This window comes from Bacteroidota bacterium (assembly GCA_016722565.1).
Classification (GTDB): Bacteria; Bacteroidota; Bacteroidia; order 2-12-FULL-35-15; family 2-12-FULL-35-15; genus 2-12-FULL-35-15.
The window spans coordinates 1,115,979-1,141,462 of the sequence record JADKIU010000001.1 but is presented as its reverse complement, the minus strand read 5'-3'; the positions used below and the strand labels follow the sequence as shown (position 1 = coordinate 1,141,462).

Here is a 25,484-nt window from a genome sequence, read left to right as displayed (position 1 = left end):
CCTCCCAAAATTTCTATCTTTGTTTGAATGCAGTCTGCTCCGCTTCCAACATTTCAGGAAATTTATGAAACGTATAAAAACAAAGTTTTTAATACCGTTATCTCCTATTTGCAGAATCAGGAAGATGCTGAAGAAGTAACGCAGGATGTATTTGTAGAAGTACATCGTTCTATCAACACCTTTGAAGGAAAATCCAGTTTAAGCACTTGGATTTACCGTATCTCCATCAACAAATCATTGGATTTTATTAAAAGCAAAAATCGTAAAAAAAGGTTTGCATTTATGAGTAGTTTGTTCAACGATGCAGGAGATTTAAAACATGATTCCCCCGATTTTTATCACCCTGGAGTTCAATTGGAACAGAAGGAGAATTCAACAATTCTGTTCAAAGCCATTCATTCCCTTCCAGAAAATCAAAAGACCGCATTTATCTTATCCAAGTTGGAAGGATTGAGTTATGCTGAGATTTCGGAAGTTATGCAGCTGAGTGTTTCCTCCGTGGAATCCCTTTTATTTAGGGCAAAACAGAATTTACAGAAGGAATTATCGAATTATTATAAAAGTTAGCGCAAGTTTTAATTTTAAACATCGTCAAAATGGATATGAACAAAGAAAAATGGATAAATGAGGTAATGAACTCTCTGGATGATGTAAAATCAGCCGAAGCAAATCCTTTTTTATACAACAAGATTTTAAACAAGCTAGGTTCAGGAGAAATCGAAAATACTCCAATGAAACTTGTATGGTTGGCTGCAGCATCTTTTGCATTGTTGGCGGTGTTGAATTTTCAAGCAATAAAAAAATCAGCTTCGGGTTCAAACAACAGAACAGATGTACAAGAAATTGCGAGTGCATATAATTTGGTGAATACTAATTCTATCAACTATTAATAAGATGAACAGAACGAAATTATTAACCATTGCGGTCATCGGCCTACTCCTATTGAACTTAGGAATATTGGGAATGATGTTCTTTGGAAAACCGGCTCATCCGCCCATGCATCCTCCACATGGCGGTCCGAATGGCGAAGGTCCAAAACAAATGATTATTGAGCGATTGCATTTGGATGCTGCTCAGCAAAAGGACTATGAATTATTAGTGGTAGACCACAGAAACAAAACCGATGAATTGCACGAAGCATCTAAAAAATTGCATGATGAATTATTTTCATTATTAAAAGGCGATACAATTAACAAAGGTCACAGTGATTCATTGATGTTGGAAGTCGCAAACAATCAAAAAGCAATTGAGAATTTAAATTTTGATCATTTTAATGCCATTAAGAAATTGTGCAAAGGAGAACAAGTTGAATATTTTAATGAGTTGGTGAATGATTTAGGGAGATTATTTGCTCCGAAAGGACCTAGAAGATAGCTCTCTGGCAGAATGTCATCTCGACCGAAGTGGAGAGAGCTAAATAAGCAACCTCTGCACAATGGTCGCTATTATCCTAATCTTGAAAGATTGCTTCGTCCCTCGCAATGACGACACAATAAACATTATTCTTTATTAACAACCGCAAGTTTTTAAAAGAACCATCGTCTAAAAGAAAAACCAACATATTTTATGAGAAAATTATTCTTAGTAAGCACATTCGCACTATGTTCCTTTTTCGGAAAAGCACAAACATTTTACGACATCAATACGATTCAAACCATTGAAATTAATTTTTCAGAAACCAACTGGGATTATTTGATGGATACAGCCAAAGCGGGTTTCGAAACCAATTTGATGGCGCAATGGGTAAAAATAAATGGTGTTCAGTTCGACAGTGTCGGTGTACGTTACAAAGGAAATAGCACCTACAATGCAGCACAAGTTAAAAATCCATTACATATTGAATTGAATGATTTCATCAATCAAGATTATCAAGGATATACCGATATTAAATTAAGCAACATTGGCAAAGATCCATCCATGGTGAGAGAAGTGTTGGGCTACTCCATTTTGCGCCAGTACATGGCTGCACCGCTCTCTAATTATGCGAATGTATATATCAACGGAACATTGATAGGAATTTATGCCAGCTCAGAATCCATTGCAGATAATTTTAATGAGAATCATTTTTACTCCAACAGCGGAACGGCCTTTAAATGCAACCCACCGGCAGGAGCTGGTCCGGGCACAACCGATTACCCTGATTTAGTTTACCAAGGAACAGACAGCACATTTTACTATGATGGGTATGAATTAAAATCAAATTATGGTTGGGCTGATTTAATAAAACTAACCGACACCTTAAAAAACTACACCTCAAATGTAGAAAAGATATTAGATGTTGACAGAGCATTGTGGATGCTCGCATTTAACAATACGATTGTGAACTTGGATAGTTATATCGGAACATTTAAACAAAACTATTATTTGTACCGCGATGAAACACAACGTTTCAATACAACCATTTGGGATTTGAATGAATCGTTTGGAACCTTTAGCATGACGGGTACCATTTCACTTTCATCAACAACAGCAAAGCAACAAATGACACATCTATTGCATTCGGGTGATGCGAATTGGCCATTGGTTCAAAAGCTACTCGCTGTTCCAATGTACAAACGCATGTACATTGCACACATGCGAACCATCTTAAGTGAAAATTTTGCAAGTGGAACCTATTTTACAACGGCACAAAACTTACAAACATTGATTACTCCTTCCGTTACCGCTGATGTAAATAAATTCTATACATTAAGTCAGTTTACCAGCAATTTAACAACGGATGTGAGTTCTGGAATGACGAGCGCACCGGGATTAACAAATTTAATGGGTGCACGAAATACGTGGTTGATGGCACAAACGGACTTTACCTATTCAACACCAACCATTACTGGAATTGCAGCCACAACAGCTAGTCCAATCATGAATAACAACGACACCATTCTTGCAACCGTTACAAATGCAAATATCAATGGGGTTTATTTGGGTTATCGTTACGATGTAAAAGATGCTTTCAAACGTATATTAATGTATGATGATGGAGCTCATGGTGATGGTGCTGCAGCAGATAATGTATTTGGAGTAGAAATTCCAATCAATGCCTCCTATGTTCAATATTATATTTATGCAGAGAATAACAATGCAGGAATGTTTTCTCCACAACGAGCGGAGTATGAATATTACACTTTATATGCAACCATCAGCATGATGAATGCCGGAGATGTTACAATTAACGAATTGTTAGCAATTAACACATCTACGGTTACAGATCCCAATGGTGACTTTTCTGACTATATTGAATTTTACAATAACACTTCGAGTATTGTGAGCATGGACAATGCCTATTTATCGGATGATTATACAACTCCATTAAAATGGGCTTTCCCAAACAATACAACCATTGCTCCAGGCGGTTATTTAATTGTTTGGGCAGATAGTGATACGTTACAAAGTGGTTTGCATTCAAACTTTAAATTATCAGGAACTGGAGAACAAGTGATGTTATCTTACGCGAGTGGAACAATTATCGACAGTGTAACTTACGGAGCACAAACTGCAAATACATCGTATGCACGTTGTGCAAATGGAATCGGTTCCTTCATTACACATTATCCAACATATATGTCGTTTAACTGTTTAACAGGAATTGATGAAAATGATTTAGATGCGAATATTCGCTTATTTCCAAATCCTGCAAGTATCGACCTAACAATAAGTTCGGATAAAGAATTTGAAACTATTGAAATCTACAACACTTTATCACAACTGATCTTTTCAGTGAAAGTGGACGAAACAAAATCTCATGCACTTAACATTTCCGGTTTATCAAATGGAATTTATTTTATTAAAGTGGATAACAAGATTGTTAAGAAAGTGAGTGTTAACCACTAATAAATATCGGAGTATAATTAGGACATCATTGCTCTGAACGAAGCAATCTATGCTTAATCGTGGCGATTGTTCTCATCTGGAAAGGTATCTTCTAGTTTCTGCTAAAGAGCAAAACTCGAAATGATGTTCTTAAAAAACACATTTCATTGAAAAACACAGACCAGCCTCTGGCAGGAAGGTTCGTATTTTCGTATATTAATTAGTAATTCGAAGCCAGGTTAATCATCATGCCCCTTCACATCTCTCGACTTTCCATTTTTCCAAAGCTCTTCAGAAATCTTGTTGGCTTGTTTCAAGGAATCAGAAACATCTTTATCGTTGAAACGATTTAGGTCGGGTTTGCCGGCATTTACCCAAGCGGTGTACCATAAACTACCAACAGAAATAATGGCTTCACGCATGCGATGCTCTACCATACCATTTAACAAGCGATCATAATCTTCGGTGTATTCTTTTGAATATACCTTCATGACTGTATTTCCGCGATTTTCAAAACTATATTTTTTATCGGGGGAATAAATCGCATTGAGTTCTCTTTCAAAAATTAAGACCGAATCAACGGCAGCATGACTGGCTTTTACAAAGTCCCATGCTTTATTGATTGGTTTTTCAATATACTTTGCACGACCAACCCAATAATCATAACCTTCCGATTTCATTTCAGGAATTCGAGATTCCCAAAAGCCGTGAATCCCTTTTTGATTGGTTAATTGTCCGTTATAATTTTCAGTTGTATGAAGCGGAACATGCGCATCAGCAATGTAATGACCGAGGTCGGCAGAATAGTGTAGAATTAAATCCAAATTCTCTTCTTTAAATGCTTCAGTTAAACGGTAGACCATTTTTTCGATATGCCATGGAACAATACCGTAAGCTTTGAGTGTATCTTCCGAATATTTAGCTACTGCCTTTTTCCACCACAACGGAACGGAATCAAATGGATATTTTCCATAATGATCGATGTCGATGTAATGACGTGGGGCTTCATCTTCATTCGCATATCTTCTTTTATCTGGATCAACAGCATGTTCAGAAATGTATTCGATGTGTTGTTTGTAAAAACCAATCATTCCTTCCGGCAAGGTAAATACAGCCATGCGATTGATTTTTTTATGCGCATAAAATCCCCATGAATAAGCAGGTGGCTTATTGGGAAGAAGAAAGAGTAAGAGTACTATTAAAAAAACGAAGATTATTTTACGCATACAACGTAAAGATAAGAAATATAAGAATCGGAAAGGTTAAGGGAGTTTTACTAAATATTTACCTTGTAAAACAGGAATAGCAGTGGTTTGATCCAACTGAAAACAATATTTAATATCTTTTTTCAAGCCCATTGCAGCGAGGCGCTCGGCATGAGAAGAGTTGCGAATAAATTTAATCTGACTTTTTTGTGATTGTTCGTACAGGAATGACATTGCTTTAGCGGCATCACCGGTATTGTGCAAACCCGCTTCAAACAAACGCGTGGTTACAGCTCCTGCAAAAATACTGTCTTCCCAGTTAAAACGGTTTTTCCAACCGGAACATAAAAGCAATACACTTCTATTTTGAGAAACCAGATAATCGCATAAAGCAGTAATATTTGTAAAAGCACCGACTACCACTTGATGCGCATTACGAGCCGCTTCAATCGCTTGCGTTCCGTTAGTGGTAGAAATAACAATGGTTTGACCTTTTATTTTTTCGGTCATATAACTAAAAGGAGAATTTCCAAAATCGAAGCCTTCCAGTGGAATGCCATTTCTTTCGGCACCCACCATAAAACCTTGTTTTTTGTATTCGGTAGCTTCCTCCACGGTTGCAACGGGAATCATTTTATCTACTCCATGGTGAAAAGCGGCACACATGGCAGTTGTTGCGCGAAGAATATCAATGACTACCACAATCGCATCATCTCTGTGATGAACAGGATAGAGGTAAGGAGATAAACAAACGTCAACAATTATTTTCTTTTCCATAAAAGTCGTTAACTATCAAAATTTATAAAATCTACAAGCAACTCCAATTCTTTTCTACTTGTCCACACTTCTTTTTTGAACTGTGCATGATATTTATCAATATTTAAATCAGACTTCTCAAAAGCTATTTTTGCTTTTTCTGAATTATGAAATTTCATATAGTAAATAAGAAAATTTTCGCCTTCTTGTTTATCGAGAAAAACTGATTCGATAAAAACACCTTCCTGCCTTAATGACAGCAATATTTCATCTTTGTGATTCATCAGATAATCTTTCCAATCATAAGCCTTCGAGAGCATTCCATCAGCAATCTTAATTTTCACACAACCCGATTTCAAATCATTCATCTGAATAAAATCCATGAGTTTTAATCTTTAAAGATTAGATTGCCACGCTTCGCTCGCAATGTCGCCAAAAACTAACTTAAGCTTTATAAAAAGGAATTTTCACAACTTTCGCTTTAATTGCTTTATCGCGAATCATGATAAAAATTTCAGAATCTGCTTTAGCAAATGCGGTTGGGACATATCCCATACCGATGGCTTTATTTAATGAAGGCGACTGTGTTCCTGAAGTTACAATTCCAATTACGTTTCCGTTTGCATCTGCAATCGGGTAATCGTGACGAGGAATACCACGATCAATCATTTCGAAGCCCACCAATTTTTTGGAAACACCTTTTTCTTTTTGTTCCAACAAAGCTTTGCTGTTGGTGAACTCTTTTGTGAATTTGGTAATCCAACCCAATCCTGCTTCAACTGGGGAAGTTGTATCATTGATATCGTTTCCATATAAACAGAAACCCATTTCCAAACGCAAGGTATCGCGTGCACCTAAACCAATCGGCTTAATGCCAAACTCTGCTCCTGCTTGAAAAATTGCATCCCACATTTTATCTGCTACTTCATTTGCAAAATAAATTTCGAATCCACCCGCTCCGGTGTAACCAGTATTGGAAATTACTACATTTTCTTCTCCATTAAATTTTCCTTTTTTAAATGTATAATAAGGAATCTCCGAAAGGTTAATATCTGTTAACTTTTGCAACGCCAAAATGGCTTTCGGTCCTTGAACGGCTAACAAAGAAACATCATCCGAAATATTTTTCATCTCCACCCCTTTGGTATTGAACTTGCTAATCCAGTTCCAATCTTTTTCAATATTAGAAGCGTTCACCACCAACATGTATTCATTTTGATTCATTCGGTATACCAATAAATCATCTACAATTCCACCTTTATCATTTGGCAAACAAGAATATTGAATTTTGCCATCTGCAAGAACAGCTGCATCATTCGAAGTAACACGTTGAATTAAATCCAGTGCATGTTCACCTTTTAAAATAAATTCACCCATGTGGCTTACGTCAAAAACGCCCATTGCATTTCTAACGGTTGCATGTTCGTCATTTAATCCGCTGTAAGAAACGGGCATATTGTATCCGGCAAAAGGAACCATTTTTGCTCCTAAAGCAATGTGTTTATTTTCTAATGCTACTGATTTTAATTCTGTTGATGTAGTTTCCATGATTTTTAATTTTATGAATGTAAAAGTAAGAAAAGTATCTTACGAAATCACCTTTGTTAATATCTCGAGATACTTATCCTTATTGGCGTGTAAAGAAAAATTATTTTCAACATGCATCCTACCCTGTTTACCTATTCGTTCGCGGAACATTTTATCCTTTACCAGCCTTAAAATGGCGGCTTTCCACTCGGCATCCGTTTTTACTAACAGTCCGTTTTCCTCTGAAGAAATCACTCTAAAATTGGCCCCAATAGCGGTTGCAATCGTTGGAATTCCCAATGCCATGTATTGCAATGCTTTTAGTCCGCTTTTACCATATACCCAAGGTTCGTCCGGCAAGGGATACAAACCAATATCAATTTTACTCAACTCCTCCACTTCGGTTGCCGCTTTCCAATCAATAGCCGTTATACGTAAACCATCGATTTTAAAATCCGAATCACCGATAACTAGCAGTTCAAAGTCGAGTTCATTTTTCAAATCCAACAAAACAGCATCTAACAAATGTAAAAACTTGGAAGTACTATGACTCCCACTCCATCCCAAAACCACTTTTTGTTTTAATTCATAATTCGTTTTTGGAAGATAGGTATCTGTATTAATTGTTGAAGATATGTCGGTGGTATGCGCATTGTATTTTCTCACAAATTCATCCAGCATAGGCGTGCAGGTTATCACATGATCAGCCTTTTTCATTAAATAAATTGCTTTTGCTTTCCCTTTTAAAAATTTTGACTTTTTATTCGCATCGCTGGTATGCCCCAAAAATATTAAATCATCTATGTCGTACACCATTTTTTTAGCAAACAACACAAACAACCATTCAAAAAAAGTAGCACCCAATGGAGTTACCCACAAATGCACATAAACGACATCGTACTTTCTAATTAAAATTAAATCTTTTAAGCGCCTGCAATAACCAATTAATGTATAAATCGCTTTAAGTAGAAAATTTCCTTCGTTATAAATAATTTTCCAAAATTTTTCATCCACAAAAGAACTGGTTGTGATTTCAAATCCGGCTTTTTCAAAAAAAGGATAATATTGTTCGTACTTCAATCGCTGACTGGGAGCTTTATCGAATGGATAAGGTGATAAGAAAAGAATTTTTCTGGGAGCACTTCCGTTCATACAATCACTAATTTAATAAACGTTGGTATATTTTTTTATACTTTTCAACTCCTTCATTCAAATCATAATAGTGTTTTGATAATTTTCTCGTTTCTCCAGGAAGATGTGTTTCTAAAAACTGTTTTAAATTTCCTACAGCACGTTGATATTCATTTTCATTAAAATCACTAATCAACAGCCCACCGTTTGTATATGTCACAATCCCATCTACATCTCCAATTTTGGTATTGCAAATTACAGGAATTCCCATTGCAAGCAATTCGCCCAATTTAGTTGGCGAGCTTGATTTTTTAGAATAGGCAGGCTTGATAAAGGATAAACTTAAGGTGGATGCCTTAACCAATTTTGGAACTTCATTCCGCTTCGCATTCACAATTTTAATATCGTTAAGTGAAATTCCTTTCTTATGCGCTCGCGAACGAATGGTTTCTTCTTCACCATTACTTACAAATAAAAATTTAGCTCCGACATACTGCATTTTCAGCACTTTAAAAAAGTCGAGCATTTCATCCAACATATACCATGTCCCGATAGAACCCAAATAACTTAAAACAAAATCAGCTGTATTAAATCCTAGCTTTATACGCGCTGCTACTTTATCTTCTTCTGTTTGTAATGTAAACAAATCATAATCGGCACAACAAGGAATCACATCAATTGGCGAGCTATTGTAAGATGGCCATTTTTGCATTTCCAGTTTCCCGTTCTCCGTTAAGGAAACGATGGTATCAGCTGCAGCAATGTATTTTGCTTCCTTTTTCTTATAGGTTTTGTAGGCCAACTTATAAATTGGATTATTCAAATTCCACAATCCTCCATCGACACGTTCATCTACCCAAAATCCGCGGATATCAAATAGAAATTTGATACTGAACTTTTTTTTCAAATAATAACCGATATCACCTGCCACATAACTTCTGCAATGCACCAATGAAAATTGTTTTTTACGATGGAGTTTTGAAGCCTTTTGTTTCAGCTTATTTAAATCATAAAATTTAGCCAAAATAGGTGGTGAAGAAGTAAAAAAAACATGTTCCCATTGGATATTGTTGCTATTCAACAACAACTGGATATAGGTTCCTTGCTCCTTGTACTTCTCTTTTTTTTCGCAGCTCAGCAAGGTGATTTCATAGCCGGCCTTGCTTAAACCAATAAGGTATGGGATAACTTGCGACTGCCCAAGTGGGTCAGTCATGCCATCGTATGATATATATAGTACTTGTTTGTCCAATTCTGTATAACTGACACAAAGATAACAAGGAAGTGCAAATAGCCATCATTTTTTATATCTTTGAGCTACAGAACTATGAAGTTAATCGACTTATTATTTCAACGCAATATGCCTCGGTGGATCATCTTTTTCATCGATATGGGTATTTGCCTTTTTTCATTGATTTTGGCTTACTTGGTAAGATTTAATTTTGCCATTCCCAAAGTTGAAATTGAAGCGTTTCCTTTTGTTTTTGGAATTGTTTTATGTGTTAGGGCTAGCAGTTTCTACTTCTCAAAAACCTACCAAGGCATTGTAAAATATACCAGTTCCAAAGATGCCCAACGTATTTTTATTGTTTTAAGTATTGGCAGTATCATCTTTGTTGGAATCAATGCCATCTTTTATTTTTCGGTGAATAAAACCTTTCCGATTCCTTTTTCCATCATCATTATTGATTATATGGCCACCACTTTTCTGATGATCAGCTTAAGAGTGATGTTCAAAGCTTTGTACCTAGAATTAACAAACCCCAATAAAGAAAAGCGGAGTGTTATTATTTTCGGTGCCGGAGAATCGGGAATCATAACAAAGCGTACCCTCGACAGAGATGCCGGGACAAAGTACAAAGTACTCGGATTTATTGATGATGATGTAAAAAAACAAGGAAAAAAACTCGAAGGATCCACCATCTATGGAATCAAACAACTGGATCAGCTATTGGCTGAAAATGATGTTTCTAATTTGATTATTTCGGTTCAAAACCTAGCTCCTGCAAAGAAGCAGCAGATTGTTGACATCTGCTTAAATCACAATACCAAAGTATTGAATGTACCCCCTGTTACCGATTGGATTAATGGCGAATTAAGCTTCCGACAAATTAAAAAAGTTCAAATTGAAGAATTGTTGGAGCGCGACCCCATCCAATTGGATAAGGACAATATTCAAAAACAATTGTCGGGAAAAACAATTTTGGTTACCGGTGCAGCCGGAAGTATTGGTAGCGAAATTGTTCGACAAGTCATTCGTTTCCATCCTAAAAAAATCATTTTACTTGACCAAGCCGAATCTCCGTTGTATGAGATGGAGATGGAATTGTTTGATAAATACAAAGAGCAATCATACGAAATTGTGATGGGAGATATCCGCAATAAAGAACGGATGGAAAATGTATTCAAAACATTTCAGCCTCAGATTGTATTTCATGCTGCAGCCTACAAACATGTTCCGATGATGGAAAACAATCCATCGGAATCAATATTTACAAATGTATCCGGCACAAAAAACTTAGCCGACTTATCTGTTCAATATCATGCAGAAAAATTTGTAATGATTTCAACAGACAAGGCTGTAAATCCGACTAATGTAATGGGTGCAAGCAAGCGCATTGCTGAAATTTATGCCCAATCATTAGGAAAAAAATCAACCACCAAATTTATCACCACCCGTTTCGGAAACGTTTTGGGTTCAAACGGCTCGGTAATCCCACGCTTTCGTCAACAAATTGAAAATGGCGGTCCGGTTACGATTACACATCCTGACATTACCCGTTTCTTTATGACCATCCCGGAAGCCTGTCAATTGGTTTTAGAAGCTGGAGCAATGGGAAGCGGAGGAGAAATTTTCCTCTTCGACATGGGCGATTCTGTAAAAATTTTAGACCTAGCAAAGAAGATGATTAAACTTTCAGGGCTAACATTAGACAAGGATATTCGTATTATTTATACTGGGCTGCGACCGGGAGAAAAATTATACGAGGAGTTATTAGCCGACCAAGAAAACACCATCGCGACACATCATAAACAAATATTAATTGCAAAAGTTAAAGAATACGATTTTGAACATGTATCTGCTTCCATCTCTGAGCTAATTGATTTATTTAGCAAACAAAACAACCAATCTATTGTTAAAAAGATGAAAGAGCTGGTACCTGAATTTAAAAGCAATAATTCGATTTACGAAAAATTAGATTGACAAATGAAAACACTAAAACACATTCTCTTTTCGCTGTTTTTGACTTTATCAATAACAACAGCAAGTGCACAAAGCGATCCATATTTTGAGAACAAAGACATTGGTTTTTGCAATCAACATGCAGACACCCTAACACTCGATCAAATCAAAGATTGCACGGAGGTAACTATTAATTCCAAAAAAAATATCGTTATAACGTCCTACATCTTCAGTTATTACATCAACGATCAATTGATGTTGCATTCCATTCAGGGATTTAATAATAAAATAGCAAAAGAAGAGATTGAAAAGATGATTGCTATCAAACCAAAAGTGCTTTATTTAACAGAGATTTTAGGAGAATGCAATTCCGAAATATTAATATTAGGTCAGCATAAAATTTTCATTCGTTAGATTATCAATTATGAGCGAACATCCATACAGACACAAAACACCAATTCAAATACGCTTTAAGGACATCGACAAATTAGGGCATGTGAACAACGCCAATCATGTTACTTATTTTGAGTTAGCCCGTGTTGATTATTTTGATGCGCTTGCTGCCGACAACATTAAAATCGATTGGGTGAATGAAGGTGTTATTCTTGCAAAAATTGAAATGGAATACAAACAACCTATTTTATTGGAAGATAAAGTTTTTGTGTACACCTGGGTTTCGAAGATGGGTACAAAAAGTTTTGACATGAGCTGCTCCATTGTAAAAGTAGAGAATGGGATTGAAATCGAATTAGCAAAAGGCTTAGCGATAATTGTTTGTTTCAACTACAAAACCAATCAAACGATTTTAATTCCTGAAAAATGGAAAGCGAAGATGATTGGATAGTTTTTATGGCGAATAATCTCCTAGAATTTCTCTACAAATAGATTTCTCTGCGGCTCTCTTTTTCTCTCTCCTAATTTTCTCTGTGGTATTTTTTTACCCATGAACGGTAGAATCTTTTCCGTAGCTATTAATGATAGATGCTTCGTACTCCAGCCAATCTTGCCAACGTTTATCGATATCAATATCATCACCATACTTTCTAGCAAAACCAATAAATGTAGTATAATGTCCAGCTTCGGAAATCATTAACTCGCGATAAAATTTTGCCAATTCAGGATCTTTGATGTTTTCGGAAAGGACTCTAAAACGCTCACAGCTTCGAGCTTCAATCATTGCAGAAAAAAGCAAACGATCCACCAACGATGATTTTCTACTTCCACCTTTTTGCATGAACTTATACAATTCATTGACATAATTATCTCTGCGTTCGATACCCAAAACTTTTCCACGGGAAAGAATCAGATTGTGAACCATTTCAAAATGCGCTACTTCTTCTTTAACGATTTCCAAAAGTGCAGAAACCAATTCAGGGTAGTTTGGATTATTGATAATTAACGACAAGGCATTGGTAGCTGCTTTTTGTTCACACCATGCATGATCAGTTAATATTTCATCGATATTCGATTCTACAATATTGACCCAACGCGGGTCGGTCGGTAATTTTAATCCTAACATTTTAATCTATAAATTTTTTCATTAATGGTCCGCTTGTCAAACTCGTAACCAGCGCCATAATAACAAGAGCAACAAAAATTGGCTTTGAAATTAATCCGGCATTCAAGGCTAACGTTCCCAAAATGATTTCCATTGCACCACGAGCATTCATCCCAAAACCTACTGCCAGTGAATGATTTTTACTCATTCCACCCAAACGTGCTCCCAAAGTAGCTCCAACCACTTTTCCAACAAATGCCAGAACCAAAACAATCAATACAATTGGCAAATCAAAGTTTTCAATAAAGTTTACTTTCAATCCAATAGAAACAAAAAACAGTGGGGCAAAGAAATTCGTAACGAATTGGTGAATGATTTCTCGCGCTTGTTCACGCAAATGAACACTATCACCAAAGGCAATACCGGCAATAAAAGCACCAAGAATTGCATGAATATTAATTGCTTCGGTAAAAGCTGCCGAAAGCAAACAAATACCCAAAGAAATAGACAAGACTCCACCTGGCCAAGATAATTTTGTTTGCATCCAAGGCAATGTTTTATCAATGATTCGTTTGCCAATTGTAAGCATAAACAACCCAAATCCAATGATATACGCAATGGTATACCACAAGCTTAACTGCTCACCAGCATTAGTATTGGTCAAACTTAATACAAATGAAAAAATTAGCCATCCCAACAAATCATTAAACATAGCAGAAGCAATGATTACCATTCCGATGTTTGTTTTAAACAAATTCATATCCATTAGAATACGAGCAATTACAGGCAAGGCAGAGATGGATAATGCAGTGCCGAAAAATATAGAAAAGAGCAATTTAGGAGCAGGTTCATTACTAATCGAAAATACTTCAGGAAAAAACCAAGCAACGGCAAATCCTGTAAAAAATGGAATTATCATGCTAAACACACTGGTATAAACAGCAACTTTCCCTTGTTTTAACACCAGCGACAATTGCACTTCCATACCAGCAACAAAAAGCAACATAATTACTGAAAGACTAAAAATACCATCCAATGCTATCGGTATATTTCCTGTGCGAGGAAAGAGGTAATTAAAAATATCTGGATAGAGCATCCCTAAAATCGTTGGACCAAGAACAATACCAACAATCAGTTCACCCATAACGACAGGCAATTTCATGCGTTTACCTAACTCAGCAAAAATGCGAGATACAATCAGCATTGTGCTAATAGACAACAACAGTACAATTAATTCGTTATGTGCTAGTTTAATCATATACGACTATACGCGTGAATGCACAATTAAGAGATTACATGGTAAATCGGCCAAAATATATTCAATATCATGGGTAAAAATCCGATCGAATACATTTAGATGTGTATCAGGCGAATTGATAACAAGTAAATCTGCTTTTTTATCTTTTGCATATTTACTTATCGCATAACCAGGTTTTCCTTTTATGCTCTTATCAGTAATTTTTATATCACCAACATCACATTTCTCAATAATTGTTTGAAGTGTTTCTTCTGACTCCTCTGCAATATGTTTTTTAATTTCTTTTGCTTGCGGAGCAGTGCTATTATCTGCAATAGCCATCGCCAAACCTGATACATCTACTTCATTAACAATAGTAATATCTTTTACTTTTAAATTTTTCGCTAAATAAATGGAGGTATTGATTGTGTGAACTGTTTTAGGATTTTCCACTCCATTCACAATGATCTTTTTAAACTTCAAAGGCTCACTGGTCGGATTGGTAAGTAACAATACCGAACATTTTGCTTTTCTGCTAATGTTTCGAGCAATGGAACCCAAATAAAACTTCAAAATATTCTCTTTTTCTAATGCGCCCAAAACGAGCAAATCAACAATATTGAGTTTGCATAATTTTAAAATGGTGTCTACCGGATCACCCTCCATCCAAATAACACGAGAATGATTCGGATTTACACCTATTTCAGCCATCATTTCATCCAGTTCTTGCTCTTTTTCAGCGGTTTTTTCTCCAATGTGCAACAATAACAATGCGGCACCCAATACATCGGAAAGACGCTTCGCTTCTGCTAAGATAGGCTGGCAACGGGGTGAAAATGAAATAGCAACAGCTATTGTTTCAAAAGGATAGGAAGGTCGTTTTTTTAATTTGCTTAAATCCATTTTAAAGTTCATTATTTGCGTGTAAAGATAACAATAACAAGTATTCCAAAACATTTTCAAAATAAAATTGTTATACATCCAAAGTGAATACTTTTACGTACATTACACTAAAATTGAACTTAATTTAGATTATGCCTATATTTTTATTTTTTATTGCTCATTGGTTTCTTTCATTATTTTGTCAGACATTTTTTTTGCACCGCTATTCTTCTCATAAAATGTTCACCATGAAACCATTTTGGGAAAAATTCTTTTACCTGTTTACATTCATAACTCAGGGTTCCTCTTTTTTAAACCCACGTGCATACGCCATTCTTCACCGCATGCACCACGCTTACAGTGATACTGAAAAAGATCCACACTCCCCGCACTTTTTTAAAGATGTATGGCACATGACCATGCAAACAAAAGACATCTATCTGCAATATGCGAAGTACGGTGCTGAGCCAGAAAAAGCCTTCAGAGGCGACTACCCTGTTTGGAAAGCGTTGGATTGGTTCAGTGATTTATGGCTCGTTCGATTGTCGTTTGTTGCTTTGTACATTTTATTTTATGTGCAATTTGCTACTTCTTGGTGGATGTTCTTGCTATTACCCATTCACTTTTTAATGGGTCCTATCCATGGTGCGATTGTAAATTGGTGTGGTCATAAATACGGATATTCGAATTACGACAATAAAGATCATAGCAAAAACAGTTTGCCTATCGACTTTTTAATGATGGGTGAATTGTTCCAAAACAATCACCACAAAAGCCCTAATAGCCTGAATTTTGCAAAAAAATGGTATGAGTTTGACCCAACATTTCCTGTAATATTGGCACTTAACAAAATAGGAATCATCAAAATTCGAAAAATATGAATCCCTTCATCCAACTTCCTTTAGTATCATTCGCAGTTCTTTCCCTCTTAATGATTATTATTTGGGTGTGGGCGTATCGAATCAAAAATGCCGGTATTGTGGATATTTTCTGGGCATTTAATTTTCTAATTATTGCCATAGTCGTTTGGCTCTTAGCAGAAGGATTTGAAACACGTAAATTAATCGTCACTGTTTTAGCAAGTATTTGGAGTATTCGATTAGGAATTTACTTACTCATTCGAGTTGGTTCTCATCTGAATGAAGAAGAAGGACGTTACAAACAATTACGTGCAGAATGGGCGCCACATGAAAATTTAAAGTTTTTTATTTTCTTCCAGATGCAAGCCCTATCGAATGTATTTTTAGCCATTCCATTCTTTATTATCGCAGTAAACACCTCTCCCGAAATTTCAATTCTCGAGTATATCGGTGCCGGGATGTGGTTACTAGCAATCATTGGTGAAGGATTATCGGATTGGCAACTGAAACAATTCAAAAAAAATCCCGCAAACAAAGGCAAAGTATGCGAAGCAGGTTTCTGGAATTATTCGCGTCACCCGAATTATTTTTTTCAATTGATGATCTGGATTTCTGTTCTCATTTTTGCGCTTCCAAGTCCATACGGATGGATAGCAATTGTTTGTCCGCTTGTTATCGGATTGTTAATTTTTAAAGTAACCGGAATTCCAATGACGGAAGAACAATCTATTCGGTCGAAGGGAGAATTGTACAAAAAATATCAGCGAACAACCAGCGTTTTTATTCCATTGCCAAAAAAAATGGATAAAGTGTAATGGAAAATGGAAGAGGTAAATTACTTAGAGCAATTTGTTTCCCCATTATACATTTAACCTGAAACATCTTACATCAAAATTATGTGGTACGACTCACTATTAGAAAAAAATAAAGTTCCTGATTTCTTAATTCGAATCGGGATTCGCAAATTGTTAAAGCAACGGTTGATTGAAGAAAAAAAAGCAACGGTTGAATTGCAACAAGACCATCTGATGCAACTCATCACTGAGCTAAAAAACTCACCAATCGCAATCAATACTGCAGAAGCCAATGAACAACATTACGAAGTCCCCACAGAATTTTATCAGTATTGTTTAGGCAAAAACTTAAAATACAGTAGTGGCTATTGGAAGGAAGGTGTTACCGATATTGATTCCTCCGAAAACGACATGCTCGAAATAACTTGTAACCGAGCGGAATTAAAAGATGGACAAGATATTTTGGAACTTGGATGCGGTTGGGGATCACTCTCTTTATTCATGGCAAAAAAATATCCCAGAAGTAATTTTACCGTGGTTTCCAATTCACGCACACAAAAACTTCACATCGATGAACAAGCCAAGCAACGAGGGATAAGTAATTTAACAGTACTTACTGTAAATATCAACGATTTTACCATTGATAAAAAATTCGATCGCGTTGTGTCAGTTGAAATGTTTGAGCACATGCGCAACTATCAACTGCTAATGAAAAAAGTAGCCGACAGCTTAAAACCTGATGGTAAATTATTCGTTCATATTTTTACACATAAAGAATTCGCTTATAAATTTGAAGTGATTGATGAAACAGATTGGATGAGCAAGTATTTTTTTACAGGTGGCATCATGCCCAGCGATGATTTACTTTTATATTTCAACGAACACCTCTCCATTCAGCAACATTGGCATGTAAGCGGAATGCATTACAGCAAAACATCTGAAGCATGGCTTCAAAACATGGACAAACACAAATCGGAAATCATGCCTTTGTTTGAAAAAACATACGGCAAAGACCAAGCTGTTAAATGGTGGGTATATTGGAGAATTTTCTACATGGCTTGTGCCGAATTGTGGGGTTATAACAACGGAGAAGAATGGATAGTAAGTCATTACTTGTTTTCAAAAAAATAAATGGAAAAATTAGCCATCATTGGAACCGGCATTGCCGGAATGGGTTGCGGACATCTTTTGCATAAAAAATACGACCTGACACTTTTTGAACAGGATAATTATATTGGTGGACATACGAATACCATTACTGTGGATGAAGATGGTACACCCGTTTATATGGATACCGGATTTATGGTTTTCAACTTCGAAACCTATCCGAATCTTTGTAATTTATTTAAAGAACTAAATGCTCCCATCAAAAAAACGGATATGTCGTTTAGTGTGCAATATACTCCAACCGGCTTGGAATATTGTGGTTCCGGATTAAACGGATTATTTGCGCAGCGAAAAAACATCTTTAATATTTCTTACATAAAAATGTTAACACAAATAACTCGCTTCAACAAAGAGAGTTTAAAAGTGTTGGACAACCCACGATTTAATAATTACTCCCTAGGTGAATACATCAAAGAATACAATTATGGAGAAGACATGCTCTGGAAATATCTCATTCCAATGAGTTCAGCCGTATGGTCAACACCCATGAATGAAATGCTCGATTTTCCAATTGTCACCCTTGTTCGTTTTTTTAAAAACCACGGATTTTTAGGATTGAATACCCAACACCAATGGTATACCTTAGAAAATGGAAGCCAGTCGTACCGCAAATTACTCATTGCTCCTTTCAAAGATAAAATTCAAATTAACAATGGGGTTGAAAGCGTGAAAAGAGAAAACGGAAAGGCTATTTTAACAACAAAAGATGGTAGAGTGCATACCTTCGACAAAGTTATATTTGCCTCACATGCCGACCAAACGTTAAAGCTTTTAGAAAATCCTACAGCAGATGAAAAACGATTGTTAACTCCTTTCAAATATCAGAAAAATGTTGCCACCGTTCACACGGATGAATCCATTATGCCGAAAACAAAATTAACCTGGAGCAGTTGGAATTACAGAATTGAAAAGCGTAACGAAACGCTAGCACCAACAACCATCTATTGGATGAACAGTTTGCAAGGAGTCTCCAAAAAGAAAAACTATTTTATTTCCATCAATGCAATTCCTGGTTCGGTCGACAAAAATAAAATCATTCAAGAAATCAATTACGAACATCCTTTATTTGATGTTTCTACCATGCAGGCTCAAAACGAATTGGATAAATTAAATGAATCCGGACCACTGTATTTCTGCGGAAGTTATTTTAAATACGGATTTCATGAAGATGCGTATAAAAGTGCAGTGGATTTATGCGCAAAACTTTGAACCTAAATATATTAATCAAGAGATAACAAAACAATCAAATATGCGAAGCTAATAAATCATAAAAAATCAAGAAAACACAGAAAAAAATCATTTTTTATCATGAAAATCATAACAATCTGCGTTCCATTTTAACGAATCCATCCATTGAACAGCTGTCTCTATAAAGCCAACGTAATGCATCATCGGTTGCAACCTAAAAAACATAGGTTCAACTACAATGTATTTATGTTTTATATTGACTTAAATGAAATAGAACTCCTTTCAAAAAAGCTGTGGATGTTCAGCAACAATCGGTTCAATTATTTTAGTTTACGAAAGGATGAGCACTTACAACTCCCAATCAACAATCCTGATAAAACGAAGAGTATTCGCGAACAAATTACCTTGTATTTATCAGAAAACGGCTTAAACATTGGCAAAGGTCGAATAATGCTTTTAACAAACCTAAACGTTTTAGGGTACAACTTTAACCCTGTTTCCTTTTATTATTGTTATGATGAGAACAATTCCCCCTTTGTGTTGTTTGTGAGATTGGAAATACGTTTGGTGAGATGAAACCTTTTCTTCTGAAGAAAGAACAGCTATCAGAAAACAAGTATCATTTGAATACGACCAAATATTTTTATGTTTCTCCTTTTATTGATCACGATTCGAATTTTGATTTCAATCTGGTGATACCGGATGAAAAATTAAACATCCGAATTGATGATTATAAAGATGGGGAGCGATTTTTTATTAGCACGTTAACGGGAAGTAAAAAAACGTTGACAAACTTGAATTTATTATGGTATAGTATTCGTTTCCCGTTTATTACACTAAAAATTATAACTTTGATTCATTGGAATGCGATTAAACTTTGGATAAAAAAAATACCCTATCACAAAAAATCAGCAAACCAAGAATTACAAAAAGACGTATATAGAAGAACAAATTAAAAACGGTAACACCAGTATGTCAACCATCGCTATCAGCGCCACAAAACGTGGCTTTTATGAAAAAGTAATTTTGAGTCTGTTTTCAAAAATGGAAATGGGACGCCTCACCATTACCATGCCTGATGGAGAAATCATTAAACTGGGGAATGGGGCAGGCAACATCGAAGCCAACATCCAAATCAAAAAACAAGACTATTTCAAACGCTGTGTTTTATATGGCGATATTGGATTTGGTGAAGCATATATGGATGGATGCTGGGATACCGATAACATCACAAATGTGATTAAATGGTTTATCATTAATATTGAAAATGCGCCTACCGTTTCCGGAAGCAATGTTCAAAACTTAACATTGAACATCCTTCGCATCTTCAACAAAATCTATCATTTCAAACGAGCCAACAGTGTGAATGGTTCACGCAAAAATATTTCTGAGCATTATGATTTAAACAATGATTTTTTTGCATTGTTTTTGGATCCATCCATGACCTACTCCTCTGCTTATTTTAAAGAAGAAGGCATGAGCTTGCAACAAGCGCAAGCTGAAAAGTACGACCGTCTTTGTCAGCAATTAAATATCCAACCGACCGATCATGTATTGGAAATCGGTACAGGTTGGGGAGGAAATGCCATTCACATTGCCAAAAAATATGGCTGTAAAGTCACTACTGCTACTATATCCGAAGAACAATATAAACTGGCAAAAGAACGCATCGCAAAAGAACAGCTTTCTAATAAAATAAATGTTGTATTGCAAGATTACCGTTTATTGGAAGGTGAATTTGATAAAATTGTTTCCATCGAAATGTTGGAGGCAGTCGGCCATAAATTCTTAGATGTCTACTTTAAAAAATGTAACGAACTTTTAAAAAAGGATGGCATCCTTGCTTTACAAGTAATTACCTGTCCGGATTCCCGATACGACAGTTTACGTAATGGTGTCGACTGGATTCAAAAACATATTTTCCCGGGGTCACTCCTTCCATCCGTTTCGGCAATCAATACATCCATCAACAATACCGGCAACATGACGATGGTCGATTTGAAAGACATTGGTTTGCATTATGCTAAAACACTTTCCATCTGGAGAGACCAATTCAACAGTCATTTAGAGGAAGTAAAAGCATTAGGATTTGACGAACGTTTTATCCGTAAATGGAATTATTATTTATGTTATTGCGAAGCAGCATTTGCGATGCGTAACATCAATGTGATGCAAATGGTGTATTCAAGACCGAATAACATCAATCGATAATTTAATTCTATCGCTTTTCTTTAAACCGGGTAAAAATAATTGCCGCTAACAAGCACAATACAAAACCCAACAAACCCGACAATCGAATTCCATAATCGTTACCTACATCTTTCCCATAGAGCAGAAACATGGCAAACAATGCAATTCCAAAGGTTTGTGCAATTTTCACAAAAAAGTAACGCACGGCAAAGTAGATTCCTTCTTTATTGGTTTGAGTATCTATTGTATCCTTTTCAATAATTTCAGCTAAGATGGCATTCGGCAAAATATTTAAAGAAGCCAAGGGGATAGCCGCTAAAATGATTAATGAATAAATTTGCAATTCGGCATTCACATTACCCTTGCCTAAGAAATAAATCCCTAAAAAAACCAAGGATAACAATGCAAAAGAAACAATCACGATTATTTTTTTTCCGATTTTTTTAGAAAAATAATTCACTACCGGATAAAAAATAAATGAAACCAACACCATCGTAATCATCAATTTATTCCCTAATGTTTCCGGTAGTTGTAACAAAACCGTAACAAAATATAATAATCCGGAGGTAATGATGGTGACCGCAATGAAATAGGAAAAATCGGCAACAATAAATAAAAGGAAACGCTTATTGGTAAGTGTTTGTTTCAGGGCCATTTTCATCGGAACAGAATGAGGTTTGCTTACACAGTACTTTTTTTCATCAATCGCAAAAACTGTAATCGCCATAAATATTCCTGCCAGAATACACATGATGAGTACCGCCCCTTGCAAAGCCATAATGCGTGATTCCATTTCAAACGTGTGTTGCAATACATCTGCTAAATTAAAAGCATTGGATGCGATTGCAATTCCAAATACATATCCAATGGATTGCCAGGTTGCCAAACGCACTTTTGCTTCGGAGGTGGTCGCCAATTCGGGTAACAAAGCATTGTAAGGAATGATATACGAAGTGGAAGAAACATAGAAACCGATGAGCATAATTACCAACCAAACAATGTTCAACGTGCTTTCCTCCTGCTTTAAGGGATAAAAAATCAAAAAACAAAAGATAAAGGATGGCAAAATGGCCCATTTCATAATGGGAATTCTTCGCCCTTTCGGATTTTTAGAACTATCACTCAACTGGGCAATAAAAGGATCATAAATGGCGTCTATCAATCGGCCACTGGAGGTAATGATGGCAATCACATTAAAAACGCCAAAAACTGCTACTTGTGTAATCAAATGAGGCAATCCACTGTCAGCCGGTGGAAGATAGAGGTAAATCAGGATGACGCTAATGAGGTTAATCATTACACTCCACCCCATCATTCCAAAGGAATAGGCGATTTGTTTGGCGAAAGGCAGCGATTTTTGACTCATTTTAGTGCAATATCGGAATTTAAAAACATTTAAAATAATAGTAAGGAAACTTTGAAATCAAAAAATGTTTCCATAGTTTTGTACCCGAAAATTAACAGTTAGGAAACAACAAGTGAACTTAATTGTTTAATTTTGACAACGCTTTATTGACGGCACAATCGTCATAAACCTAATTAATCTTTTCTTCCATTTATGAGAACTTTTTTATCCCTCAAATCCGTTTACCTCTTTTTAGTTTTTGTAGCATTTTCCTTTTCAGCAAACGCACAAGACAAACAGAAATATACCATCAGTGGTTATGTAAAAGATGCTTCTAACGGAGAATACAGCATTGGTGCCAATGTTTACATCAAAGAACTTTTGAAAGGTGGAAACACCAATCAATATGGATTTTTTTCCATCACTGTTGAAAAAGGGACGTACACCCTCATCAGCTCATACGTAGGCTACACCGATTTTGTAAAAACAATTGTATTGGATAAAGACATCGTTTTAAACATTGAGCTTAAACCATCTGCTATCAATGTGAAAGAAGTTGAAGTAAGTTCTGAAAAAATTGATAAAAATGTTTCCAGTACTTCTGTAGGTTCGATTAAACTTGACATGGAAGAAATTAAAAAACTTCCTGCATTTTTAGGGGAAGTAGATATTTTAAAAACCATCCAACTTTTACCGGGTGTTAAATCTAGCGGTGATGGTAACTCCGGCTTTTATGTGCGTGGTGGTGGCCCCGATCAAAATTTAATTTTATTGGATGAAGCAGTTGTTTACAATGCTTCTCACTTACTTGGATTTTTCTCCGTATTCAATGGCGATGCCGTAAAAAGCATCAACCTTGTAAAAGGTGGTATGCCGGCTCAATATGGAGGACGTTTAGCTTCGGTATTAGACATTTCCATGAAAGAAGGAAACAACAAAACCTATCATGCTTCCGGTGGTATCGGATTAATTTCTTCCCGATTAACGGTGGAAGGTCCGCTTAAAAAAGATACCGGTTCCTTTATTTTATCTGCCAGAAGAACTTACTTAGATGTGTTAGCTCGCCCGTTCGCAAAACCGGATTCTCCTCTCAAAAACTCAGGTGTATATTTTTACGACTTCAATGCAAAAGTGAATTACCGTCTTTCCGATAAAGATAGAATCTTTGCCAGCGGATATTTCGGACGAGACATCATGAAGTTTCAAGATCCGGATGCCGGATTTAAAATGGGCGTTGCTTGGGGAAACTCCACCGGAGTGGTGCGCTGGAATCACTTGTTCAGCAATAAATTATTCATGAACGTTTCGGCCATCATCAGTGATTATCAATTTACATTCTCTGCCGAACAAACAGGTTTTGAACTAAAATTATTTTCCGGCATCAACGACTTAAATGCAAAAGTAGATTTTGGCTATTTCCCAACCATCCGTCACGAAGTTAAATTCGGAGCCAACTACATTTATCATACTTTCAAACCAATGAGTGCTACCGCAAAACAAGGTGAAACAGAATTTGATTTGGGCGGAATAAAAAAATTATATGCACACGATGTTGCGGCTTATGTATCTGACGATTTTGATGTAACCGACAATTTTAAAATTCATGCAGGATTGCGTTACTCTTATTTTGCACAGGTGGGTCCGTTTGACAGATATGTGAAAGACCCGTTAACCGGACAAATTTCTTCAACCATCCACACCGATAAAAACAAAAAAGTGGCCGATTATGGTGGATTTGAACCGCGCTTTAACGCACGTTATTCCTTAAACACAAAATCATCCATCAAAGCATCGTATACCTATAACTTGCAATACATTCACCTTGCTTCCTTATCTGCTGTTACCTTGCCAATCGACACCTGGGTGCCTTCTTCCGAACTAGTTAAGCCACAAGAAGGATCACAATATTCCTTAGGATATTTTAGAAACTTTAAAGACAATGCTTACGAGAGCTCCATTGAAATCTATTACAAAGATTTAAAAAATCAAATTGAGTATGCCGATGGCTCCATGCCTGGTGGTGGAATTGGCGACAATGCCGACAATCAATTTGTGTTTGGAAAAGGCCAAGCGTATGGTGTAGAATTGTTCCTAAAAAAACGTGTCGGGAAATTTAACGGATGGGTAGGATATACTTTATCCTTTACCACACGTGTTTTTCCTGATTTAAATCGCGGTAAAGAATTTTATGCTAAATACGACAGACGTCATGATGCTTCGGTGGTGTTGAGTTACGACCTGAGTAAAAAATGGACCTTCGCCAGCATCTTTGTATATGGCACCGGAAATGCAATCACCATTCCTACTTCCTATTATGTAATTGATGGAAACATCACTTACGATTACAGCGATAGAAATGCATTTCGTATGCCGGCTTATCACCGTTTAGATATTTCGGCAACCTATACACCCGACAGAACCAAACACATTGAACGAAGAAAAAAACGCATCATCAAAAAATTCGGATTGGGCGATACTGTTAAAGCAGAAGATGTAAAAATCCCAACCAAGCTGTTCAAAAACTATTCATCCAGTTGGACATTCAGTGTATTCAATGTTTACAACAGACATAATCCATACATCATTTATTTTGCAAACGAAGGAAGTGCAACGGATGGCACACTTAAAATAAAAGCAAAACAAGTTTACTTGTTCCCGATTATTCCTTCTGCTACCTGGAACTTTAATTTTTAAGAAATTGAAATTTTGAAAC

The 25,484-nt window shown here is 36.1% G+C and carries 25 protein-coding genes; 15 read left to right on the top strand and 10 right to left on the bottom strand.

All coding sequences use genetic code 11. The annotated features are described in order from the left end of the window. Window positions 1-27 precede the first annotated feature (27 nt). The 4 genes from IPP64_04715 (at window position 28) to IPP64_04700 (ending at window position 3,828) form a co-directional block, all read left to right on the top strand. Window positions 28-567, top strand: a complete 540-nt coding sequence (locus tag IPP64_04715) for an RNA polymerase sigma factor (protein MBL0328719.1) — start codon at window positions 28-30, stop codon at window positions 565-567. A 29-nt stretch (window positions 568-596) separates the two neighbouring features. Beyond that, complete coding sequence (locus IPP64_04710) at window positions 597-890, top strand: hypothetical protein (GenBank protein ID MBL0328718.1); 294 nt, start codon at window positions 597-599, stop codon at window positions 888-890. A 4-nt stretch (window positions 891-894) separates the two neighbouring features. Further along, window positions 895-1,374, top strand: coding sequence for a periplasmic heavy metal sensor (locus IPP64_04705; GenBank protein ID MBL0328717.1), 480 nt, complete (start codon window positions 895-897; stop codon window positions 1,372-1,374). Window positions 1,375-1,566: 192 nt separating this feature from the next. Continuing rightward, window positions 1,567-3,828: a CotH kinase family protein gene (locus IPP64_04700; GenBank protein ID MBL0328716.1), complete on the top strand. Its 2,262-nt coding sequence runs from the start codon at window positions 1,567-1,569 to the stop codon at window positions 3,826-3,828. A 218-nt stretch (window positions 3,829-4,046) separates the two neighbouring features. Here IPP64_04700 and IPP64_04695 read toward each other — a convergent pair whose 3' ends face one another. The 6 genes from IPP64_04695 to IPP64_04670 form a co-directional block, all read right to left on the bottom strand. Beyond that, the gene (locus IPP64_04695; protein ID MBL0328715.1) at window positions 4,047-5,033 is read right to left on the bottom strand and encodes a S1/P1 Nuclease; all 987 of its coding nucleotides are present in this window, start codon (window positions 5,031-5,033) and stop codon (window positions 4,047-4,049) included. Window positions 5,034-5,069: 36 nt separating this feature from the next. Beyond that, window positions 5,070-5,789, bottom strand: coding sequence for a 2-phosphosulfolactate phosphatase (locus tag IPP64_04690; GenBank protein MBL0328714.1), 720 nt, complete (start codon window positions 5,787-5,789; stop codon window positions 5,070-5,072). An 8-nt stretch (window positions 5,790-5,797) separates the two neighbouring features. Next, entirely contained in the window at window positions 5,798-6,151 is a 354-nt protein-coding gene (locus IPP64_04685; GenBank protein ID MBL0328713.1) for a hypothetical protein, read from the bottom strand. A 61-nt stretch (window positions 6,152-6,212) separates the two neighbouring features. Next, window positions 6,213-7,316 (bottom strand): glycine cleavage system aminomethyltransferase GcvT, encoded by a 1,104-nt coding sequence (gcvT, locus tag IPP64_04680; GenBank protein MBL0328712.1) that lies wholly within the window; start codon window positions 7,314-7,316, stop codon window positions 6,213-6,215. A gap of 39 nt (window positions 7,317-7,355) precedes the next feature. Continuing rightward, complete coding sequence (locus IPP64_04675) at window positions 7,356-8,447, bottom strand: glycosyltransferase family 4 protein (protein ID MBL0328711.1); 1,092 nt, start codon at window positions 8,445-8,447, stop codon at window positions 7,356-7,358. A 7-nt stretch (window positions 8,448-8,454) separates the two neighbouring features. Next, window positions 8,455-9,642: a glycosyltransferase gene (locus IPP64_04670; GenBank protein ID MBL0328710.1), complete on the bottom strand. Its 1,188-nt coding sequence runs from the start codon at window positions 9,640-9,642 to the stop codon at window positions 8,455-8,457. A gap of 111 nt (window positions 9,643-9,753) precedes the next feature. Between IPP64_04670 and IPP64_04665 the strand changes: the two genes are divergently transcribed. Genes IPP64_04665 through IPP64_04655 form a run of 3 tightly spaced genes read left to right on the top strand, consistent with a single transcriptional unit; the run spans window position 9,754 to window position 12,454 of the window. Further along, entirely contained in the window at window positions 9,754-11,631 is a 1,878-nt protein-coding gene (locus IPP64_04665; protein ID MBL0328709.1) for a polysaccharide biosynthesis protein, read from the top strand. Between the two features lie 3 nt (window positions 11,632-11,634). Next, window positions 11,635-12,024 (top strand): hypothetical protein, encoded by a 390-nt coding sequence (locus IPP64_04660; GenBank protein ID MBL0328708.1) that lies wholly within the window; start codon window positions 11,635-11,637, stop codon window positions 12,022-12,024. Between the two features lie 10 nt (window positions 12,025-12,034). Then, window positions 12,035-12,454, top strand: a complete 420-nt coding sequence (locus IPP64_04655; protein ID MBL0328707.1) for an acyl-CoA thioesterase — start codon at window positions 12,035-12,037, stop codon at window positions 12,452-12,454. A 93-nt stretch (window positions 12,455-12,547) separates the two neighbouring features. Here IPP64_04655 and IPP64_04650 read toward each other — a convergent pair whose 3' ends face one another. Genes IPP64_04650 through IPP64_04640 form a run of 3 tightly spaced genes read right to left on the bottom strand, consistent with a single transcriptional unit; the run spans window position 12,548 to window position 15,260 of the window. After that, window positions 12,548-13,129, bottom strand: a complete 582-nt coding sequence (locus tag IPP64_04650; GenBank protein MBL0328706.1) for a tRNA-(ms[2]io[6]A)-hydroxylase — start codon at window positions 13,127-13,129, stop codon at window positions 12,548-12,550. 1 nt (window position 13,130) lies between these two features. Continuing rightward, the gene (locus tag IPP64_04645; GenBank protein MBL0328705.1) at window positions 13,131-14,366 is read right to left on the bottom strand and encodes a cation:proton antiporter; all 1,236 of its coding nucleotides are present in this window, start codon (window positions 14,364-14,366) and stop codon (window positions 13,131-13,133) included. 6 nt (window positions 14,367-14,372) lie between these two features. Next, window positions 14,373-15,260: a universal stress protein gene (locus IPP64_04640; protein ID MBL0328704.1), complete on the bottom strand. Its 888-nt coding sequence runs from the start codon at window positions 15,258-15,260 to the stop codon at window positions 14,373-14,375. Window positions 15,261-15,379: 119 nt separating this feature from the next. On the opposite strand from IPP64_04640, the gene IPP64_04635 reads away from it, so the two are divergent. The 7 genes from IPP64_04635 (at window position 15,380) to IPP64_04605 (ending at window position 21,447) form a co-directional block, all read left to right on the top strand. After that, window positions 15,380-16,108, top strand: a complete 729-nt coding sequence (locus IPP64_04635; protein ID MBL0328703.1) for an acyl-CoA desaturase — start codon at window positions 15,380-15,382, stop codon at window positions 16,106-16,108. Beyond that, the gene (locus IPP64_04630) at window positions 16,105-16,902 is read left to right on the top strand and encodes a DUF1295 domain-containing protein (GenBank protein ID MBL0328702.1); all 798 of its coding nucleotides are present in this window, start codon (window positions 16,105-16,107) and stop codon (window positions 16,900-16,902) included. The genes IPP64_04635 and IPP64_04630 overlap by 4 nt, the downstream gene beginning before the upstream one ends. An 81-nt stretch (window positions 16,903-16,983) precedes the next feature. Then, window positions 16,984-18,012, top strand: coding sequence for a class I SAM-dependent methyltransferase (locus IPP64_04625; protein MBL0328701.1), 1,029 nt, complete (start codon window positions 16,984-16,986; stop codon window positions 18,010-18,012). Beyond that, complete coding sequence (locus tag IPP64_04620) at window positions 18,013-19,257, top strand: FAD-dependent oxidoreductase (GenBank protein ID MBL0328700.1); 1,245 nt, start codon at window positions 18,013-18,015, stop codon at window positions 19,255-19,257. A 144-nt stretch (window positions 19,258-19,401) separates the two neighbouring features. After that, window positions 19,402-19,812, top strand: a complete 411-nt coding sequence (locus tag IPP64_04615) for a DUF1365 family protein (GenBank protein ID MBL0328699.1) — start codon at window positions 19,402-19,404, stop codon at window positions 19,810-19,812. Beyond that, window positions 19,809-20,192 (top strand): DUF1365 family protein, encoded by a 384-nt coding sequence (locus tag IPP64_04610; protein ID MBL0328698.1) that lies wholly within the window; start codon window positions 19,809-19,811, stop codon window positions 20,190-20,192. The genes IPP64_04615 and IPP64_04610 overlap by 4 nt, the downstream gene beginning before the upstream one ends. Before the next feature lie 16 nt (window positions 20,193-20,208). After that, window positions 20,209-21,447, top strand: a complete 1,239-nt coding sequence (locus tag IPP64_04605; protein ID MBL0328697.1) for a class I SAM-dependent methyltransferase — start codon at window positions 20,209-20,211, stop codon at window positions 21,445-21,447. 7 nt (window positions 21,448-21,454) lie between these two features. Here the strand turns inward: IPP64_04605 and IPP64_04600 are convergent, their stop codons facing one another. Next, window positions 21,455-22,792 carry an MFS transporter gene (locus IPP64_04600; GenBank protein ID MBL0328696.1) on the bottom strand — a complete coding sequence of 446 codons (1,338 nt, stop codon included), beginning with the start codon at window positions 22,790-22,792 and terminating at the stop codon, window positions 21,455-21,457. Between the two features lie 192 nt (window positions 22,793-22,984). Here IPP64_04600 and IPP64_04595 point away from each other — a divergent pair, with 192 nt between their 5' ends. Beyond that, the gene (locus IPP64_04595; GenBank protein ID MBL0328695.1) at window positions 22,985-25,465 is read left to right on the top strand and encodes a TonB-dependent receptor; all 2,481 of its coding nucleotides are present in this window, start codon (window positions 22,985-22,987) and stop codon (window positions 25,463-25,465) included. Window positions 25,466-25,484 lie beyond the last annotated feature (19 nt).

What these genes read in the sequence shown, in the direction of transcription:
- IPP64_04715 (MBL0328719.1), top strand. Translation starts at nt 28, where the DNA reads ATGCAGTCTGCTCCGCTTCCAACATTTCAGGAAATTTATGAAACGTAT.
- IPP64_04700 (MBL0328716.1), top strand. Translation starts at nt 1,567, where the DNA reads ATGAGAAAATTATTCTTAGTAAGCACATTCGCACTATGTTCCTTTTTC.
- gcvT (MBL0328712.1), bottom strand. Translation starts at nt 7,316, where the DNA reads ATGGAAACTACATCAACAGAATTAAAATCAGTAGCATTAGAAAATAAA.
- IPP64_04645 (MBL0328705.1), bottom strand. Translation starts at nt 14,366, where the DNA reads ATGATTAAACTAGCACATAACGAATTAATTGTACTGTTGTTGTCTATT.
- IPP64_04655 (MBL0328707.1), top strand. Translation starts at nt 12,035, where the DNA reads ATGAGCGAACATCCATACAGACACAAAACACCAATTCAAATACGCTTT.
- IPP64_04695 (MBL0328715.1), bottom strand. Translation starts at nt 5,033, where the DNA reads ATGCGTAAAATAATCTTCGTTTTTTTAATAGTACTCTTACTCTTTCTT.
- IPP64_04690 (MBL0328714.1), bottom strand. Translation starts at nt 5,789, where the DNA reads ATGGAAAAGAAAATAATTGTTGACGTTTGTTTATCTCCTTACCTCTAT.
- IPP64_04675 (MBL0328711.1), bottom strand. Translation starts at nt 8,447, where the DNA reads ATGAACGGAAGTGCTCCCAGAAAAATTCTTTTCTTATCACCTTATCCA.
- IPP64_04605 (MBL0328697.1), top strand. Translation starts at nt 20,209, where the DNA reads ATGTCAACCATCGCTATCAGCGCCACAAAACGTGGCTTTTATGAAAAA.
- IPP64_04705 (MBL0328717.1), top strand. Translation starts at nt 895, where the DNA reads ATGAACAGAACGAAATTATTAACCATTGCGGTCATCGGCCTACTCCTA.
- IPP64_04630 (MBL0328702.1), top strand. Translation starts at nt 16,105, where the DNA reads ATGAATCCCTTCATCCAACTTCCTTTAGTATCATTCGCAGTTCTTTCC.
- IPP64_04650 (MBL0328706.1), bottom strand. Translation starts at nt 13,129, where the DNA reads ATGTTAGGATTAAAATTACCGACCGACCCGCGTTGGGTCAATATTGTA.
- IPP64_04670 (MBL0328710.1), bottom strand. Translation starts at nt 9,642, where the DNA reads ATGACTGACCCACTTGGGCAGTCGCAAGTTATCCCATACCTTATTGGT.
- IPP64_04710 (MBL0328718.1), top strand. Translation starts at nt 597, where the DNA reads ATGGATATGAACAAAGAAAAATGGATAAATGAGGTAATGAACTCTCTG.
- IPP64_04685 (MBL0328713.1), bottom strand. Translation starts at nt 6,151, where the DNA reads ATGGATTTTATTCAGATGAATGATTTGAAATCGGGTTGTGTGAAAATT.
- IPP64_04640 (MBL0328704.1), bottom strand. Translation starts at nt 15,260, where the DNA reads ATGAACTTTAAAATGGATTTAAGCAAATTAAAAAAACGACCTTCCTAT.
- IPP64_04600 (MBL0328696.1), bottom strand. Translation starts at nt 22,792, where the DNA reads ATGAGTCAAAAATCGCTGCCTTTCGCCAAACAAATCGCCTATTCCTTT.
- IPP64_04595 (MBL0328695.1), top strand. Translation starts at nt 22,985, where the DNA reads ATGAGAACTTTTTTATCCCTCAAATCCGTTTACCTCTTTTTAGTTTTT.
- IPP64_04625 (MBL0328701.1), top strand. Translation starts at nt 16,984, where the DNA reads ATGTGGTACGACTCACTATTAGAAAAAAATAAAGTTCCTGATTTCTTA.
- IPP64_04660 (MBL0328708.1), top strand. Translation starts at nt 11,635, where the DNA reads ATGAAAACACTAAAACACATTCTCTTTTCGCTGTTTTTGACTTTATCA.
- IPP64_04635 (MBL0328703.1), top strand. Translation starts at nt 15,380, where the DNA reads ATGCCTATATTTTTATTTTTTATTGCTCATTGGTTTCTTTCATTATTT.
- IPP64_04620 (MBL0328700.1), top strand. Translation starts at nt 18,013, where the DNA reads ATGGAAAAATTAGCCATCATTGGAACCGGCATTGCCGGAATGGGTTGC.
- IPP64_04665 (MBL0328709.1), top strand. Translation starts at nt 9,754, where the DNA reads ATGAAGTTAATCGACTTATTATTTCAACGCAATATGCCTCGGTGGATC.
- IPP64_04610 (MBL0328698.1), top strand. Translation starts at nt 19,809, where the DNA reads ATGAAACCTTTTCTTCTGAAGAAAGAACAGCTATCAGAAAACAAGTAT.